The 17252-nt window shown below is 40.8% G+C and carries 12 protein-coding genes; 10 read left to right on the plus strand and 2 right to left on the minus strand.

Features of this window, described 5'->3' with window-relative positions:
* Positions 1-82 precede the first annotated feature (82 nt).
* The 9 genes from dnaX (at position 83) to ACGF49_RS00380 (ending at position 11497) form a co-directional block, all read left to right on the plus strand.
* Positions 83-2059, plus strand: a complete 1977-nt coding sequence (gene dnaX, locus ACGF49_RS00340) for a DNA polymerase III subunit gamma/tau (RefSeq protein ID WP_349010494.1) — start codon at positions 83-85, stop codon at positions 2057-2059.
* A gap of 56 nt (positions 2060-2115) precedes the next feature.
* Positions 2116-2445: a YbaB/EbfC family nucleoid-associated protein gene (locus ACGF49_RS00345; RefSeq protein WP_049582543.1), complete on the plus strand. Its 330-nt coding sequence runs from the start codon at positions 2116-2118 to the stop codon at positions 2443-2445.
* The gene (gene recR, locus ACGF49_RS00350) at positions 2445-3050 is read left to right on the plus strand and encodes a recombination mediator RecR (RefSeq protein WP_113040835.1); all 606 of its coding nucleotides are present in this window, start codon (positions 2445-2447) and stop codon (positions 3048-3050) included. The genes ACGF49_RS00345 and recR overlap by 1 nt, the downstream gene beginning before the upstream one ends.
* Before the next feature lie 256 nt (positions 3051-3306).
* Positions 3307-5199, plus strand: coding sequence for a molecular chaperone HtpG (gene htpG / locus ACGF49_RS00355; RefSeq protein ID WP_262977780.1), 1893 nt, complete (start codon positions 3307-3309; stop codon positions 5197-5199).
* 175 nt (positions 5200-5374) lie between these two features.
* A complete protein-coding gene (gene adk / locus ACGF49_RS00360; RefSeq protein WP_262977774.1) occupies positions 5375-6019 on the plus strand; it encodes an adenylate kinase in 645 nt (214 codons plus the stop codon).
* Positions 6020-6195: 176 nt separating this feature from the next.
* Positions 6196-7173, plus strand: a complete 978-nt coding sequence (gene hemH, locus ACGF49_RS00365; RefSeq protein WP_113040838.1) for a ferrochelatase — start codon at positions 6196-6198, stop codon at positions 7171-7173.
* Between the two features lie 179 nt (positions 7174-7352).
* Positions 7353-8456 (plus strand): LPS O-antigen length regulator Wzz(fepE), encoded by a 1104-nt coding sequence (gene wzz(fepE) / locus ACGF49_RS00370; protein WP_113040839.1) that lies wholly within the window; start codon positions 7353-7355, stop codon positions 8454-8456.
* Positions 8457-8554: 98 nt separating this feature from the next.
* Entirely contained in the window at positions 8555-9865 is a 1311-nt protein-coding gene (locus ACGF49_RS00375) for an inosine/guanosine kinase (RefSeq protein WP_113040840.1), read from the plus strand.
* A gap of 1020 nt (positions 9866-10885) precedes the next feature.
* Positions 10886-11497: a LysE family translocator gene (locus tag ACGF49_RS00380; RefSeq protein WP_113040842.1), complete on the plus strand. Its 612-nt coding sequence runs from the start codon at positions 10886-10888 to the stop codon at positions 11495-11497.
* A gap of 535 nt (positions 11498-12032) precedes the next feature.
* Here the strand turns inward: ACGF49_RS00380 and ybaL are convergent.
* Positions 12033-13739 carry a YbaL family putative K(+) efflux transporter gene (gene ybaL / locus ACGF49_RS00385; protein WP_113040843.1) on the minus strand — a complete coding sequence of 569 codons (1707 nt, stop codon included), beginning with the start codon at positions 13737-13739 and terminating at the stop codon, positions 12033-12035.
* A 241-nt stretch (positions 13740-13980) separates the two neighbouring features.
* Positions 13981-15198, minus strand: coding sequence for an MFS transporter (locus ACGF49_RS00390; protein WP_113040844.1), 1218 nt, complete (start codon positions 15196-15198; stop codon positions 13981-13983).
* Between the two features lie 378 nt (positions 15199-15576).
* Here ACGF49_RS00390 and ushA point away from each other — a divergent pair, with 378 nt between their 5' ends.
* Entirely contained in the window at positions 15577-17235 is a 1659-nt protein-coding gene (gene ushA, locus ACGF49_RS00395; protein ID WP_387488833.1) for a bifunctional UDP-sugar hydrolase/5'-nucleotidase UshA, read from the plus strand.
* Positions 17236-17252 lie beyond the last annotated feature (17 nt).

The raw sequence follows: 17252 nt of genomic DNA on the forward strand, positions 1-17252 counted from the left end.
TATTACTAACATATCGGCCTCGCTGTCTGTAGTGAGGCTGTGTTAGCATGATACCCAACTGTATTCGATTTTTCCGGTATCAATGAGCTATCAGGTACTTGCCCGTAAGTGGCGCCCACAAATATTTTCTGATGTAATTGGTCAGGAATATGTCCTGACTGCGTTAGCTAATGGTCTTGCCCATGGCCGGCTTCATCACGCCTATTTATTTTCTGGCACTAGAGGTGTTGGGAAAACAACGATCGCCCGTTTGTTTGCTAAGGGGCTAAATTGTGAAACAGGTATTACTGATAAGCCTTGCGGTAAATGTGTTAATTGCCTTGAAATTGAACAGGGGCGATTTGTCGATTTAATTGAAATTGATGCGGCTTCCCGTACTAAAGTTGAAGATACGCGTGAATTGCTAGATAACGTGCAATATGCTCCGGCTCGTGGGCGTTTTAAAGTCTACCTGATTGATGAAGTACATATGCTTTCCCGCCACAGTTTCAATGCATTATTGAAAACGTTGGAAGAGCCGCCTGAGCATGTGAAGTTTTTACTGGCAACGACTGATCCGCAAAAATTGCCAGTGACTATTCTTTCCCGTTGCTTGCAATTCCATCTCAAATCGCTGGATATTGGTCAAATAAGCGATCAGCTTGAGCGTATTCTTAAAGCTGAACATATAGAGAGTGATAACCGCGCTCGTCAGCTATTGGCTCGTGCTGCTGATGGCAGCATGCGTGATGCATTGAGTCTGACAGATCAGGCTATTGCTATCGGACAAGGCTTGGTGACAACTGAAATAGTCAGCTTGATGCTAGGAACTTTAGATGATGAACAGCCGTTATCAATTATTGAAGCATTGATTCGAGCTGACGGTCAGCAGGTTATGGCATTGGTGGAACAAGTTGCTTCACGGGGGGTTGATTGGGAGGATTTGCTAGTAGAAATTCTTGCATTGCTGCATCGTATTGCAATGCTCCAGCTGTTACCTTCTCAGCCAGAAATCGCTTCTTCATCAATTGAAGGCCGTTTGCGGATATTGGCAAAAGCTGTTTCACCGGAAGATTTGCAACTTTATTATCAAACTTTGCTGATTGGTCGTAGGGACTTACCGTATGCACCGGAGCGCAGGATGGGTGTTGAAATGACGCTGTTCAGAGCCTTGGCATTTCATCCGAAAACAGTTATTGAAGAGGTTGCGGCACCGGTGGTACATCCTGCGGTTATACCATCAGTTACAGCACAGCCGAAACATAGTGATCAGGGAGATGTGCCACCTGCTAATTATATTAATGAATTGGCACAATTGGATAGAACTTCTCAGTCGGAACCCCAGATACCTCAGGCGCTTGCATCAAGCCCAACAGCGCAGTTGCTGAAAGCAAGGAATGTGTTATCCCGACAGCAAGAGCAAACGTCAACAAAAAAGCCTGAATCAGCTACGCCTGTTAAGATGAAGTCAGCAACGTCAGCATTGGAACGGTTTGCCGCAGTGTCAGGACAGCGACCTCAGTCATCAATAGATAAAAAACAGGAAAACAAGCCTGAGAAAAAAGAAGCTTACCGTTGGCGTGCCAAGAATATTGAGGAGAAAACAGAAACTCATGTGGCCACACCAAAGGCTTTAAGAACAGCTTTGGAACATGAGAAAACACCAGAACTGGCAGAGAAATTAACGGAAGAATCTAAACAGAGAGATGCATGGGCCGCAGAAGTTGGTAAACTTAAAATTCCTAAACTGGTGCAGCAATTGGCATTAAATGCATTCAAAGAGCAGGTTAGTGAAAATAATATCCGTTTACATTTGCGTTCGAGCCAGCGTCACCTTAATTCCGCTTTCGCACAAAAGTCATTAGCGGGGGCTTTAAGCGAATTGTACGGCGTAACAGTTGAATGCAGTATTATTGAAGATGATAATCCTGCGGAGAAAACTCCGCTGGAGTGGCGACAAGCCATTTATGAAGAGAAATTGGCACAAGCTCGCCAATCAATTATTGCGGATAAAACTATTCAAACATTGCGGCAGGTATTTGATGCTGAATTGGACGAAGACAGTATCCGACCGATTTAACCATGCTGCAATCTGTACCTTGTTGTACGATGTAGCCATAGCGAAGAGAGAAATCTATGTTTGGTAAAGGTGGTTTGGGCAATTTGATGAAACAGGCCCAGCAAATGCAGGACAAAATGCAGAAAATGCAAGAAGAGATCGCCAATCTAGAAGTGACGGGGGAATCGGGAGCAGGTCTGGTTAAAGTGACTATCAATGGCGCTCATAATTGCCGTCGTGTTGAGATCGATCCAAGCCTGATGGAAGATGACAAAGAGATGTTGGAAGACCTGATTGCTGCCGCATTCAATGACGCAGCCCGTCGTATTGAAGAAACACAGAAAGAGAAAATGGCAGGCATTTCCAGTGGGATGCAATTGCCACCAGGCTTTAAGATGCCATTCTGATGCAAACCAGTCCTCTCCTTGAATCCTTGATGGAAGCATTACGCTGTTTGCCAGGGGTTGGCCCTAAGTCTGCACAGCGGATGGCTTTTCATCTGCTACAGCGTGATCGCAGTGGTGGAATGCGTTTGGCTCAGGCATTGACCAGATCAATGTCAGAAATTGGACACTGCAAATATTGCCGGACTTTTACCGAACAGGAACAGTGCACAATTTGTGCTAATCCACGCCGTCAACAAAATGGTCAAATCTGTGTGGTTGAAAGTCCAGCGGATATTCATGCTATTGAACAAACTGGGCAGTTTGCCGGAAGTTACTTTGTATTGATGGGGCATTTATCCCCATTAGATGGCATTGGTCCAATGGATATTGGTTTAGATCGTCTTGAGGACCGTCTCTCCACTGAGGAGATTTCAGAGGTGATTCTGGCGACTAATCCGACAGTGGAGGGAGAGGCCACTGCCAATTATATCGCAGAGATATGCTTTCAGTATGGTGTAACAGCAAGCCGTATTGCTCATGGTGTGCCGGTTGGTGGTGAACTTGAGATGGTAGATGGTACAACATTGTCCCATTCACTTGCTGGGCGGCAGAAGATTACTTATTAATCTTCTGTTAATGCCTTACGGTTTTGTCGAGTTGTGACCGAATAGTGTTGTAGTCTGGTTAGGGCAAGTCGTAAAGGTTTTGAGGCGCTACATTCTATGTGGCGCATGCCTTTTAGTTCATTCTGCTATGATCAAAAGTTACTTCATAATTCTTTTGGATAATCAAACTTGAAATTCAACTTATTTATCCCCATCTGCATATTATCGTCTGATTTTGTCTGTCTGAACTGGATTTAGATTGAGGTAATAAATGAGTATGAAAGGTCAGGAAACCCGTGGATTTCAGTCTGAAGTAAAACAACTTCTGCAATTAATGATCCATTCACTCTATTCCAATAAAGAGATTTTCCTTCGTGAACTAATCTCAAACGCTTCCGATGCTGCTGACAAATTACGTTTCCGCGCATTATCTGTTCCAAAACTTTATGAAAATGATGGTGAACTACGCGTTCGTCTTTCTTTTGATAAAGAAAAGAGAAGCATTACGATTAGTGATAATGGCATTGGTATGACTCGTGATGAAGTTATCGATAATCTTGGAACAATCGCTAAATCAGGAACAAAAGCTTTTCTGGAATCTATTGGTTCAGATCAGGCTAAAGACAGCCAGTTAATTGGTCAGTTTGGTGTTGGGTTTTACTCTGCATTTATTGTGTCTGATAAAGTCACTGTACGTACTCGTGCTGCTGGCGCTTCAATTGATCAGGGCGTATTCTGGGAATCTGCTGGTGAAGGTGATTACACGATTGCCGATATTGAAAAAGAAACCCGTGGTACAGAGATCACCCTTCATTTACGTGAAGGAGAAGATGAATTCCTGAATGACTGGCGTTTGCGTTCTGTTATCAGTAAATACTCTGACCATATTGCCTTGCCGGTTGAAATTGAAACCAAAAATAAGAGCGAAGAAGAGGGTGAAGAGGATACAGTAACTTGGGAGAAGATTAATAAAGCTCAAGCTTTATGGACTCGTGGTAAATCTGAAATTACAGATGAAGAGTATAAAGAGTTCTACAAACATATTTCTCATGATTTTACTGATCCGCTGATCTGGAGCCATAACCGCGTAGAAGGTAAACAGGAATATACTAGCATGCTCTATATTCCATCTCAGGCTCCGTGGGATATGTGGAACCGTGAGCATAAGCACGGGCTGAAATTGTATGTCCAGCGTGTGTTTATTATGGATGATGCGGAACAGTTTATGCCGAACTATTTACGCTTTGTCCGTGGTTTGATTGACTCCAACGACTTACCGCTAAACGTTTCCCGTGAAATTTTACAAGATAATTCTATTACCCGTAATTTACGTAATGCATTGACCAAACGTGCATTACAGATGCTGGATAAACTGGCGAAAGATGATGCAGAAAAGTACCAGCAATTCTGGCAACAGTTTGGTCTGGTAATGAAAGAAGGCCCGGCAGAGGATAGTACCAACAAAGAAGCTATCGCTAAATTGCTACGTTTTGCTTCTACTCATAATGACAGCTCGGCACAAACAGTTTCTCTGGAAGAGTATGTTAGTAGGATGACGGAAGGTCAGGATAAGATTTACTACATCACCGCAGACAGTTATGCTGCGGCGAAAAACAGTCCTCATCTGGAGTTGTTCCGTAAGAAAGGTATTGAAGTTCTGTTACTGTCAGATCGCATTGATGAATGGATGATGGGATACCTCACTGATTTTGATGGTAAAAAATTCCAGTCAGTCAGTAAAGCCGATGAATCCCTGGATAAACTGGCAGATGAAAACAAAGCCGAACAGGAAGAAATTGAAAAGCAGCTGGAGCCGTTTGTTGAGCGTGTAAAAACATTGCTTGGTGATCGAGTAAAAGAGGTTAAATTGACTCACCGTCTGACTGATACTCCAGCAATTGTCACAACAAATGTGGATGAAATGAGCACGCAGATGGCGAAATTGTTTGCTGCGGCTGGTCAACAGGTGCCGGACGTTAAGTACAATTTTGAGCTGAATCCTGATCATCAGTTGGTAAAACTGGCTTCTGATATCAGTGATGAAGTTCAATTCGCGGATTGGATTGAACTGTTGCTTGATCAGGCATTGTTTGCTGAGCGTGGCACGTTGGAAGACCCAAATCAGTTTATTCGCCGTATGAATCAGCTATTGTTGTCTGAGAAAGCTTGATTTAATCATTTTTTGGTGACGATTGGAAACCACGCCTATGAGATGGGCGTGGTTTATTTTTACAGAAAAATATCACGAAATCGTTTACCTGTTTCCTTGAGCGAACCCCATGCTAAATGGTATGGTGGCTCGTTTTCTCAAAATATAAAAACTAACTAGCAAGGGGATTTACGCAATGCGTATCATTCTGCTGGGCGCTCCGGGCGCCGGTAAAGGGACTCAGGCGCAATTTATCGTGGAGAAATATGGGATACCTCAAATTTCTACTGGTGATATGTTGCGTACTGCGGTTAAGGCTGGCACAGAATTGGGTTTAAAAGCAAAAGCGCTGATGGATCATGGTAAGCTGGTTACTGATGAACTGGTTATTGCTTTGGTCAAAGAGCGCATCAAACAAGATGATTGCCGCAATGGTTTCTTGCTGGATGGGTTCCCCCGTACTATCCCCCAGGCTGATGCAATGAAAGAAGCGGGTATTAATGTTGATTATGTCTTGGAATTCGATGTTCCCGATGAACTCATTATTGAACGTATCATTGGACGCCGTATACATGCGCCATCTGGCCGTGTTTATCACATTAAATTTAATCCGCCAGCAGTGGAAAACAAGGATGATGTTACGGGTGAAGAGTTGACTGTTCGTAAAGACGATCACGAAGATATCGTGTGTAAACGTTTAGTTGAATACCATCAGCAGACAGCACCTTTAGTATCCTACTATCAAAAAGAAGCAGAGGCAGATTATACCAAATATTTTAGAATTGATGGTACTCGTAAGGTATCTGAGATTAGTGAAGAATTATCTAAAATTTTGGATTAATCAACCTGAATGATTCTTAGAGGGCGACTAATAAGTCGCCTTATCCTATATTATTTATTTACTGTATCAGGTAAATTAGTCGATTTTTCCTCATTGTTTTCGTAGATAAACATGATTTTCATCTGTATTTTATTATGCTAGGGTTTTCACTAGCGAAACAATGAAGGATCGACATAATGAACAACGGTAAATTTGGTGTTTTATTAGTTAATCTTGGCACTCCTGATAAACCGACAACTGCGGCTATAAGACGTTATTTAGCTGAGTTTCTTAGCGATAAAAGAGTCATAGATTTATCTCGATTTATCTGGAAGCCAATATTATATGGTTTTGTTTTGCCTTTCCGTTCCTCACGTGTAGCAAAGTTATACCAGAAAATTTGGACTGATGAAGGTTCTCCTCTATTAGTACATGGCCGTCGGCAACAGAAATTACTGGCAGAAAGACTTGCTGACATACCTGTTGAACTGGGAATGAATTACGGTTCTCCATCTCTTGAACAAGCGATTGACAACTTACTTAAGCAGAATGTTGAGCAGCTGATTGTTTTACCACTTTATCCCCAATATTCTGGTTCCTCATCTGCGGCTGTATTTGATGGTGTCAGTCTGGTATTGCAAAAATACCGAACTATTCCTGGAATTCACTTTATTCGTAGTTATGCTGATCATCCGGCTTATATTTCTGCACTGAAAGAAACTATTGAGCAGAGTTTCGATAAGCATGGTCAACCAGACAGATTATTGCTTTCCTATCATGGCATTCCGCAGCGTTTTGTTGATACGGGCGATATTTATGCTGAGCAGTGTAAGTTAACAACACGATTGCTAAAGCAAGCAATTAATTATCCGGCAGAGCAGGTAATGATGGCTTATCAATCACGTTTCGGTCGTGAGCAATGGTTGACACCATACGTAGATCAAACGATGCAAACTCTACCTAATCAGGGAATAAAACATATTCAGGTACTTTGCCCTGGTTTTTCGTCTGATTGTCTGGAAACGCTGGAAGAGATAAAACAGCTAAATAAAGAGATGTTTCTTAATGCAGGTGGGGAAAAATTTGAATATATTCCGGCGCTTAACGACAACGCTAGTCATATTTTACTACTTGAAGAGTTGGTCAACGGGTTTGTCAGAAACAGGAATGAATAGTGATAGGATTAATCTATCATTAGGGTTCATTGGCTTTTTAAGGTATATTGCTACACGGATGCCAGCCTAGTGGAACTGCCATACTTGTTTCAGAGTAAATGGGAATTAACCTATAGGCCCAGTGGGATGATGTTTTGTATATCAATTAGTAACAGCATATTTGAATTTGGATATAAATAATGAGTAATAAACCGATTAAAAGCACTAATTTCAGTGAAGAATATTTTAATTATCACAATTCAAAACAAGATGATGAAATTGATTTGTTTGAGTTATTCTCTGTTTTATTTCAATCAAAGTTATTGATTATCACTATTACTATCCTTTTTGCTGTTATCGGCTTTGTAGCAGCATCTTTGATGCCACAAAAGTGGAGCAGTTCTGCTTCTATTGTTAAGCCTCAACTTGAAGAGATACAACCACTTAGAGATCTCCTGACTAAGTTAGAGGTTTTAAGTTTACAACCATCAGTAACTTCATCGTCACTGTATAATAATTTTTTAAATAATTTTAATTCACGGGTTTTGCGTGAAGAATATCTGGTTAATACAGAATATTTTAAAAATCTGGTGGCTGAATCAGGTGATCATTCACCATTTGCAAAAAGAAAACTTATTGAAAAGATTGTGAATGATAATATTTCATCTTCTTCAAAAGCGGAAAAAGATGATGAAAACGGTGAAACTAAATTGACCTTCAGTGCCGAAACCGCAGAAGATGCATATAATCTGTTAAATGGCTATATTGACTATGCGTCGTCTGTTGTCCATGAACAGGTGAAGAGTGAATTAAGTGATATAGTAAAACAAAAGCTTAATTACTCTGAAGGTTTGTATAACGTTGATTTAAACCGTGTGAATAATATACAGGAAGCTAATATTGAGCGATTGAAACATGCATTATCTATCGCTAATTCGGCAGGAATTAAAAAGCCTATTTCCAGTGAAGGAGCAATGATCAAAGACGATCCAGATTATTCCATTGCTTTGGGGGCTGATGCATTACAACGTAAGTTGCAAATTACAGAGGAGATAAAAGATCCCACCTTGATTGATGCTGACTTACGTAACCGTTTGTTCTATATAGAAGAGCTGAAAGCACTTAAAGTAGATAAAGTTAACTTCCAACCATTTAGATATATGCAGGCTCCTTATGAGCCGACAGCGAAAGATTCACCGAAGCGTCTACTTATCTTAATGGGCAGTGCTTTTCTTGGGCTGATCTTGGCTGTGGTGTCTGTTCTAATTCGTCATATGGTACGTAGTCGTCAGCAAGCGGCTTAAGTTTTCCTTGGCAGTAAATGTCGTAGTGACATTTGCTGCCTGTCAGTTTTTATTGTGCTAATATGCTGCACCTTTTGGCGTTATAGCATCAATCAAAAATGAAATTCCCTGGTAAACGTAAATCAAAACACTATTTTCCCGTCAGTCTGCGTGATCCTTTACTCCAGCCAATTAAAGAGATGATGGATGGTGAGAATAACCGAGCTTATATCGTTGGTATCGATCAGACATTAGTGGATATTGAGGCGAAAGTAGATGAAGATTTTATCCAGCGCTATAACCTTAGCCAAGGGCATTCATTAGTTATTGAAGATGATGTAGCTGAAACCTTGTATAAAGAACTTACTGATAATAATCTTATTAGCCACGAATTTGCTGGTGGCACTATTGGTAATACTTTACATAATTACTCAGTTCTTGCCGATGATCGTTCCGTCTTACTGGGTACTATGTGTAGTAATATTCAGATTGGCGGTTATGCTTACCGCTACTTATGTAACACGTCTAGCCGTACTGATCTGAACTATTTACAGGGAGTGAGCGGAGCAATTGGTCGCTGTTTTACATTAGTAACGGAAAATGGTGAGCGGACTTTTGCCATCAGTCCTGGGCAAATGAATCAACTTAAACCGGAAAGTATTCCTGAGAAGATTATTGCTGAAGCTTCTGCTTTGGTATTAACTGCTTACTTGATTCGTTGTAAACCGGGAGAACCAATGCCAGAAGCAACCATGAAAGCTATCGAATATGCTAAAAAGCATAGTGTACCTGTGGTTCTGACGCTAGGGACGAAATATGTTATTGCTGATGATCCACAATGGTGGCGTGATTTTCTGGTTGAGAATATTTCGGTTCTGGCAATGAATGAAGATGAAGCTTATGAGCTTACTGGTTTCAGTGATCCACTATTGGCTTCGGATATAGCACTAGATTGGGTCGATTTAGTTTTGTGTACCGCAGGTCCGGCTGGATTATATATGGCAGGTTATACGGAAAAAGATTATATGCGTCAGACAACCCATCCATTGTTACCGGGTGCTATTGCTGAATTTAACCGTTATGAGTTCAGTCGTGCTATGCGTAAATCTGATTGTCAAATCCCGATGAAAGTTTATTCCCATATTGAACCTTATATGGGGGGACCAGAAAAAATCATGAATACCAATGGGGCAGGTGATGGTGCTTTATCTGCTTTGCTGCATGATATAACGGCCAACAATCACCACAGAATGAATGTGCCTAATTCCAGTAAACATATCCGTACTTATCTAACATATTCATCACTTGCTCAGGTATGTAAATATGCCAACAGAGTTAGCTATCAGGTATTGAGTCAGCATTCCCCACGATTAAGCCGTGGTTTGCCCGAAAAAGAAGATAGTTTGGAAGAATCTTACTGGGAACGATAATTTTAAAATTTCGGCACCGTATAAATTAATGAGGTGCCGAAATTTAGCTATAAAATCATTTATTAAGATTGTAAATGGTAGTTAGAGTTTATTTTATTAATAGCAATGATTTTTGTCGAATTTATAAAAGGCAAAGTATCTTATTCTTATTTATACCCGTCATCTTTCAAGCTGCCTCTTTGTTGGCTGCACTCACTCACCCCGGTCACATAGTTATCTATGCTCCCGGGGATTCGCTCCCTTGCCGCCGCGATCCATCTTGAAATCCATAGGGTATATATATCTGTTTAAATAAATTCAAATAATATTTAAAAATGTCCTAGAATAGAATATTTATATGACTAAGATAACAATAATATGCAAATTGAATTCTCTGTTTGTTTTTTCTCTTTTAATTATCATTTTGTTTTATATATGAAAATTCCACATGGAGGCGCATTGATAATATAGTTAGATCCCGCTAAAATCACCAATCCGGTTCATGCTGATTTGATTATTTACCTCATTTTCTGTTTATTCTAGTAGGGCTTAGCTAAAGGAAGAATTTGGACTAAAATCACAATTTTTAAAAATATTGAAACTGATTTTTCAATTGTTGATTCTACTAATTATAATCAAGATGATTGGCTAAAGAATACTCCTTTATTAGTAATATACTGAAATGATACTCGCTGTGTATTGAAATGATATTCTTTATATATTGAAATGATATCGACCATATATAGAAATGATATTAGTTATATATGGATTGGAGCTGCTATATTTTAGGAGTATTCCCGAAGTTAATACGGAATTTCATATTTTTTGTATATTTTATTACTGAATTGGAGTTATTGAGATTACTAACATTGAGAGAAAAGACGAACCTAATAGCTATTAAGTGAAAGTAATGGTATTTAATGACCGTAACTTATTATTGTTAATTTAAAGAGATGGGGGGCGTGATGAAATTTTTTACTGAAAATTTCCTATTATATTTCAAATAATTAATTATTATGTATAACAGCCACTGAGGATACTATGAATAGTTACTACGATTATATAAGAATTGCCAGCATGGTGAGTATGGTCTTAATTATGCCGGGACCAACAAATACTCTTTTGGTATCATCTGGATATTCACATGGTTTTATTAGTACACTCAGGCTGATATTAGCTGAGGCATTGGGTTATATAATAGCAATTAGTTTGTGGGGGTTATTTTTATCTACAGTCTCTCATGCTTTCATATGGTTACTGGTTATCTTAAAGATGTGTGCTTCGACATACATTGCTTATCTAGCTTTTAAAGTTTGGCATTTCTCATTAGACAAGAACGTAGTAAAAATCCATTTTATCACGGTATTATTTGCCACGTTGCTTAATCCTAAGGCTTTTGTGTTTGCTACATATATATTTCCTCTTACTGCATTTACTTTGTGGTCAGAATACATCCCATGCATGACGGTTTTTGTTTGTGCATTATTACCCGTTTCCCTGATTTGGGTGGGGGTTGGGAAAATGCTATATGTAGGAAAGCTGGGAAAAGGAATTTTAAAACCCGATTTGTTTTATCGTCTTGCTTCTTTAGTGCTATGTGTTTTCTCTGTTTCAATGTTTTACACGTCAATGAAAGGTGTTTTATATCTTTGACGTAATCGGATATTTGATATTGTGCCCTCCCGACTGATTGGCTTTTTCATTAATAGTCTCATTAAGCTAATAGTGGTTGAAGGTAGCTTGGATTGTATATACCCTATGGATTTCAAGATGCATCGCGGCGGCAAGGGAGTGAATCCCCGGGAGCATAGATAACTATGTGACCGGGGTGAGCGAGTGCAGCCAACAAAGAGGCAACTTGAAAGATAACGGGTATAGAGTTTCCTTGTTGTAGCTGGGTAAATACCATGATCATGTTAAGCAACGCAAAAAATTCAATACATGGTATTTACCCGCTATTAATAAAAAATATTTACCTCAATGGGTTGCTGAATCTTGTTTTAAATGGGCTAAGGATTAATTGATAATCCGATTGATTTTTGTTGTACAGAATTGAGTAAAGCAATACTTCAACTGAAAGTTTTGTTCCCTCTGAGCCGTTCTTATCAATGATACTTAAGTGATAAGAACGGTTCATGATCCCTACTCGGCAAGGAATAGGGAATGATTCCATCAGCAGTCACTTTCCTCAAAGTAATGGCGAAAAAGGCGATGCTGGAGGTGGTTCAATCGAATAGCTTTGCTCACTGTTGGCGAATACAGTTGCCATTGTTTTAGCAATTTCATGCTCACCAATAATGACGTGGCTAGCTCCACGCTCTGTGATATAGGTAACTTCATCGTCATAGTCGGCTCGGACGATAATATTAATATCCGGGCGTGCTTCCCTTGCACAGGCGACAATCTCACCTGCTTCATAGCCATTAGGAATAGTCAGTAGGAGGGAGCAGGCGCAATCTAAGCGTGCCAGTGACATAATATCTTTGCTGGCAGCGTTGCCCATGATTGCACTAATACCTTGTTCACCGAGTTCCTCAAATTTGGCTCTGGTGTTTTCAATAACAACCAGAGGGATCTCTTTTTCCTGCAAGCGTTGGCATAGTAAGCTGCCGACACGCCCGTAGCCGACAACGATAGTGTGGCCGCAGATATCGACAGGAATTTGCGTCTCTTCTTCCAACGTTTCTTCCAGTAACTGTTCCTCAATAGTTTCTGTTTTTTCCAGATAGCGATCCAACAGACTAAATAGAACTGGATTTAGCATGATAGAAACAATCGCGCCAGCCAGAACAAGGTTACGGGCATTTCCATCAAGCAGGCCGAGTGCAACCCCAAGACCAGCCAGAATAAAGGCAAATTCACCGATTTGCGCCAGGCTGACTGAAATCGTTAACGCGGTCCGGCGTGAGTGGCCGAACATCTTTACAAGTAACATTGCCGCGGCGGACTTACCAATAATAATGATTGCCAACGTTGCCAATATCGATAGGGGCTGTTGAATGAGGACCATTGGGTCGAACAGCATGCCAACAGAAACGAAGAATAATACGGCGAAAGCATCTCTGAGTGGCAGCGTATCCTGGGCGGCACGGTGGCTTAGTTCTGATTCGTTTAATACCATACCGGCGAAGAACGCGCCTAGTGCGAATGAGGCATCAAACAGAGCAACGGCACCGTAAGCGATACCTAAGGCGATAACCAGTACAGCAAGGGTAAATAGTTCCCTGGAGCCGGTACTCGCGGTTTTTGCCAGTACCCACGGGATTAGACGGCGGCCAACAACAATCATCAGCAAGATAAAAGCGATAACTTTACCGATTGTCATGGCGAGCTCTATAATTAATTGCCCAATATTGGCTTCCTTATTACCAAGAATACCGGCAGCCGCGGGCAGTAATACCAGAGTCAGCACCATCGCTAGATCTTCGACAATCAGCCAGCCAATAGCTATTTGACCTCGTTGGCTATCGATTAGTTGGCGCTCTTCTAGCGCTCGTAACAGAACAACGGTACTGGCGGTTGATAGACAGAGACCAAAGACGATACCGCTAAATAATTCCCAACCCAGTATTGCTGATAGCCCTACTCCGAGTAGTGTCGCGACCAGTATTTGTGCAATAGCACCAGGGATAGCAATAGATTTTACTGCTAACAGATCTTTGAGTGAAAAATGCAGTCCGACACCAAACATCAATAAGATGACACCAATTTCTGCCAGCTCGGGGGCCAGTGATGCATCAGCGACAAAACCAGGAGTGAAAGGACCAGCGAGTACTCCCGCAGTAAGGTAACCAACCAGCGGTGAGATTTTCAGGCGTTGTGCCAGCATACCAAGCAGATAAGCGATAAAGAACGCGCCAACGATAGTGGTGATAAGTGGTGTCGAGTGCTCCATTAAGACTCCTTCTTGCTGAGGCTAGTAAATAGCATAGTGAAGAGGTAGGTGTAACTGTATTTTATAGATAATTCGAGGTAAATTCGCTAAAAAAATGAATAAAACATCAAAAAATATAGATTGAAAGGATTAAACTACCCGTAACAGGTATTTGTGTTGCTCTATTTGAATATTTATGAGGTAAACAAGCACTATTCCCACATAAAAATTAACTTTTATGTGGGGTTGCATGGTGATTTTTCTAATTCTTATCTTCTATATTAGGTAATAAAGCGGTAAATATGCCAAGTAACGGCAGAAAAGCACAAATCTGATAAACCAGTTCAATACTTGTTCTGTCCGCAATATCACCAAGTACCGCTGCGCCAATACCTCCCATACCAAAAGCCAGCCCGAAAAACAGGCCGGATACCATCCCGGTTTTACCTGGAATAAGTTCCTGAGCGTATACCAGGATTGCAGAGAACGCAGATGCCAGAATCACACCAATAATCACTGATAGAATACTTGTCCAGTACAGAGAAGCGTAAGGCAGAACTAAGGTAAAAGGTGCAACTCCAAGGATAGATATCCAGATAACATACTTTCTGCCGATCCTGTCACCAAGCGGTCCACCAATAATGGTTCCTGCTGCAACTGCGAATAAAAAAATAAACAGATGAAACTGGGCGCTTTGTACAGAAATGCCAAATTTGTGTATTAAGTAAAAAGTATAATAGCTACTGATACTGGTGAGATAAAAATATTTGGAAAAGATTAAGATTAGCAAAATAACTAAGGAACCTATCACGGTTTTTCTTGATAAAACTTTAATGGCAGGGCCAGTTTTGGCTTGGTTTTTCTTGATATAATTCTGAGTGTTATACCATTTACTGATCTGTAGCAGCACGATGATACCCAGTAATGCTGCCAAAGAAAACCAGCCAACGTTGCCTCTGCCATAGGGAGCAATAAACAGAGCGGCCAGCAATGGTCCAAGGGAGCTGCCAAAATTACCGCCGACTTGAAAAAGAGATTGAGCTAGTCCGTGGCGGCCACCGGATGCCATACGTGCTACGCGCGACGATTCCGGGTGGAATACCGAAGAACCTGTTCCGATTAATGCAGATGCTAATAGAATTAACGGGAAATTGTTGGCATAGGCCAGCAATAATAGACCGGATAAGGTGAAACTCATTCCAACAGGTAATGAATAGGGCTGTGGATGTTTATCAGTATAGAGACCTATCAGTGGTTGTAATAAAGAGGCGGTAATCTGATAAGTCAGGGTGATCATACCGATTTGCACAAAACTCAGGTTGAATTCTAATTGTAGTAAAGGATAAATTGCTAGAATTAGCGATTGGATCATATCGTTCAATAAGTGTGAAACACTGATTGCTCCAAGAATAGTAAAAACGGTATTCCTGGTTTTTTTGGGGTGAGATGGAACTATGGTGGTATTGCTTTGTTCGCTCATATTAGCTGCCAGCCTGTCTTAATCAATAGTCAGTATATTGGTTATTTGTTGAATTTTAATACATATTAGGCAGAGAGTTGATTTTTTACTATCTTGGATATAGTTTTATACCCTATGGATTTCAAGATGCATCGCGACGGCAAGGGAGTGAATCCCCGGGAACATAGATAACGATGTGACCGGGGTGAGCGAGTGCAGCCAACAAAGAGGCAACTTGAAAGATGACGGGTATATAGTATTCTCGCAAAGACGAAACAAAACATGTGTTAATAACTGCATAACATAACCTGTCTCAAGAAATGATCAATTTATCCCGCCTTGTTAGCTTTAAAAGCTGTTTTTGCATGGCAATTCACTAAAAAAACATGGAGATATACCATGAAATTCTCGTTCAAGACCTCAGCTTGTGCTTTGGTTGTATCTATAGCACTACTTCCAGCAATCGCAAATGCATGGGAGAAGGATAAAACCTATAACATTACCATTTTGCACACCAATGACCATCATGGTCATTTTTGGCATAACGATTATGGTGAATATGGTTTAGCCGCTCAAAAAACGGTGGTTGATGAAATCCGTCAGGAGGTCGTGAAAAAAGGGGGTAGTGTGTTACTGCTTTCCGGCGGAGATATTAATACCGGTGTACCAGAATCTGATCTGCAAAATGCCGAACCTGATTTTAAAGGCATGAACTTGGTGGGCTATGATGCAATGGCGTTGGGTAACCATGAGTTTGATAATCCTCTGTCAATACTGCGTCAACAGGAAAAATGGGCAACTTTTCCATTTCTGGCTGCCAATATTTACCAAACAAGCACTGGCAAACGTTTGTTCAAACCTTATACCATTTTCGATAAACAGGGTGTGAAAATTGCAGTTATTGGCCTGACGACTGATGATACGGCGAAAATCGGTAACCCGGCTAATTTTCCTGATGTTGAATTTCGTGTTCCTGCGACAGAAGCCAAAATGGTTGTTGAAGAACTAAAGAGAGATGAAAAGCCAGATGTGATTATTGCCGCAACCCATATGGGGCACTATGACAACGGTAATCATGGTTCTAATGCGCCGGGTGATGTTGAAATGGCTCGCAGTTTGCCTGCGGGCTATCTGGATATGATTGTCGGTGGTCACTCACAAGATCCGGTCTGTATGTCTGCGGAAAATAAAAATTATAAGCAGATCGATTATGTGCCAGGAACCCCATGTTCGCCGGATCGTCAGAACGGTACCTGGATTGTTCAGGCTCATGAGTGGGGTAAATATGTTGGTCGTGCTGACTTCCAGTTCCGTAATGGTGAATTAAAGCTGACTCACTATCAGTTGATCCCTATTAACCTCAAAAAGAAAGTGCAGAAGGAAGATGGTTCTACTGAACGTGCTTACTACACTCATGAAATTGCACAAAACCCGGATATGTTAAAGTTGCTGATGCCTTATCAAGATAAAGGTGATAAACAACTTGGTGTAAAAGTGGGTTCTATTGAGGGTAAATTGGAAGGGGATCGTAGCAAAGTTCGTTTTGTTCAGACTAATATGGCCCATGTTGCTCTTTCTGCCATGATGGAACGCGCGGGTGCTGATTTTGCGATTATGAGTGGTGGTGGTATTCGCGATTCGATTGAATCAGGTGATATCACTTATAAAGATGTGTTGAAAGTGCATCCATTTGCCAACACATTGGTTTACGTTGATATGAAAGGCAATGAAGTCAAACAATATCTGGCGGCGATTGCTAATATGAAAGTTGACTCTGGTGCTTATGCACAGTTTTTGAATGTTAGCCTGATTGCTGATGGTAAAGGTGTTAAAGAGGTAAAAATCGGTGGAAAGCCACTAGAGCCGAATAAAACTTACCGCATGGCAATGCTTGACTTTAATGCTATTGGTGGTGATGGCTATCCACGTGTTGATAATTATCCAACCTATGTCAACACCGGTTTTGTTGATGCAGAAGTTTTGAAAGACTATATCGAGAAGCATTCACCACTGAAAGCGGCTGATTATGAGCCAAAGGGTGAAATTATTTATCAATAATCCCTGACAGAATGATA

The organism is Photorhabdus sp. RM96S (genome assembly GCF_042879335.1).
GTDB classification, from domain to species: domain Bacteria; phylum Pseudomonadota; class Gammaproteobacteria; order Enterobacterales; family Enterobacteriaceae; genus Photorhabdus; species Photorhabdus kayaii.

Bases quoted from the DNA above. Each gene is read 5' to 3' on its own strand.
- recR (WP_113040835.1), top strand. From the start codon at position 2,445: ATGCAAACCAGTCCTCTCCTTGAATCCTTGATGGAAGCATTACGCTGT.
- ACGF49_RS00345 (WP_049582543.1), top strand. From the start codon at position 2,116: ATGTTTGGTAAAGGTGGTTTGGGCAATTTGATGAAACAGGCCCAGCAA.
- htpG (WP_262977780.1), top strand. From the start codon at position 3,307: ATGAAAGGTCAGGAAACCCGTGGATTTCAGTCTGAAGTAAAACAACTT.
- ushA (WP_387488833.1), top strand. From the start codon at position 15,577: ATGAAATTCTCGTTCAAGACCTCAGCTTGTGCTTTGGTTGTATCTATA.
- ACGF49_RS00380 (WP_113040842.1), top strand. From the start codon at position 10,886: ATGAATAGTTACTACGATTATATAAGAATTGCCAGCATGGTGAGTATG.
- hemH (WP_113040838.1), top strand. From the start codon at position 6,196: ATGAACAACGGTAAATTTGGTGTTTTATTAGTTAATCTTGGCACTCCT.
- dnaX (WP_349010494.1), top strand. From the start codon at position 83: ATGAGCTATCAGGTACTTGCCCGTAAGTGGCGCCCACAAATATTTTCT.
- ybaL (WP_113040843.1), bottom strand. From the start codon at position 13,739: ATGGAGCACTCGACACCACTTATCACCACTATCGTTGGCGCGTTCTTT.
- adk (WP_262977774.1), top strand. From the start codon at position 5,375: ATGCGTATCATTCTGCTGGGCGCTCCGGGCGCCGGTAAAGGGACTCAG.
- ACGF49_RS00375 (WP_113040840.1), top strand. From the start codon at position 8,555: ATGAAATTCCCTGGTAAACGTAAATCAAAACACTATTTTCCCGTCAGT.
- ACGF49_RS00390 (WP_113040844.1), bottom strand. From the start codon at position 15,198: ATGAGCGAACAAAGCAATACCACCATAGTTCCATCTCACCCCAAAAAA.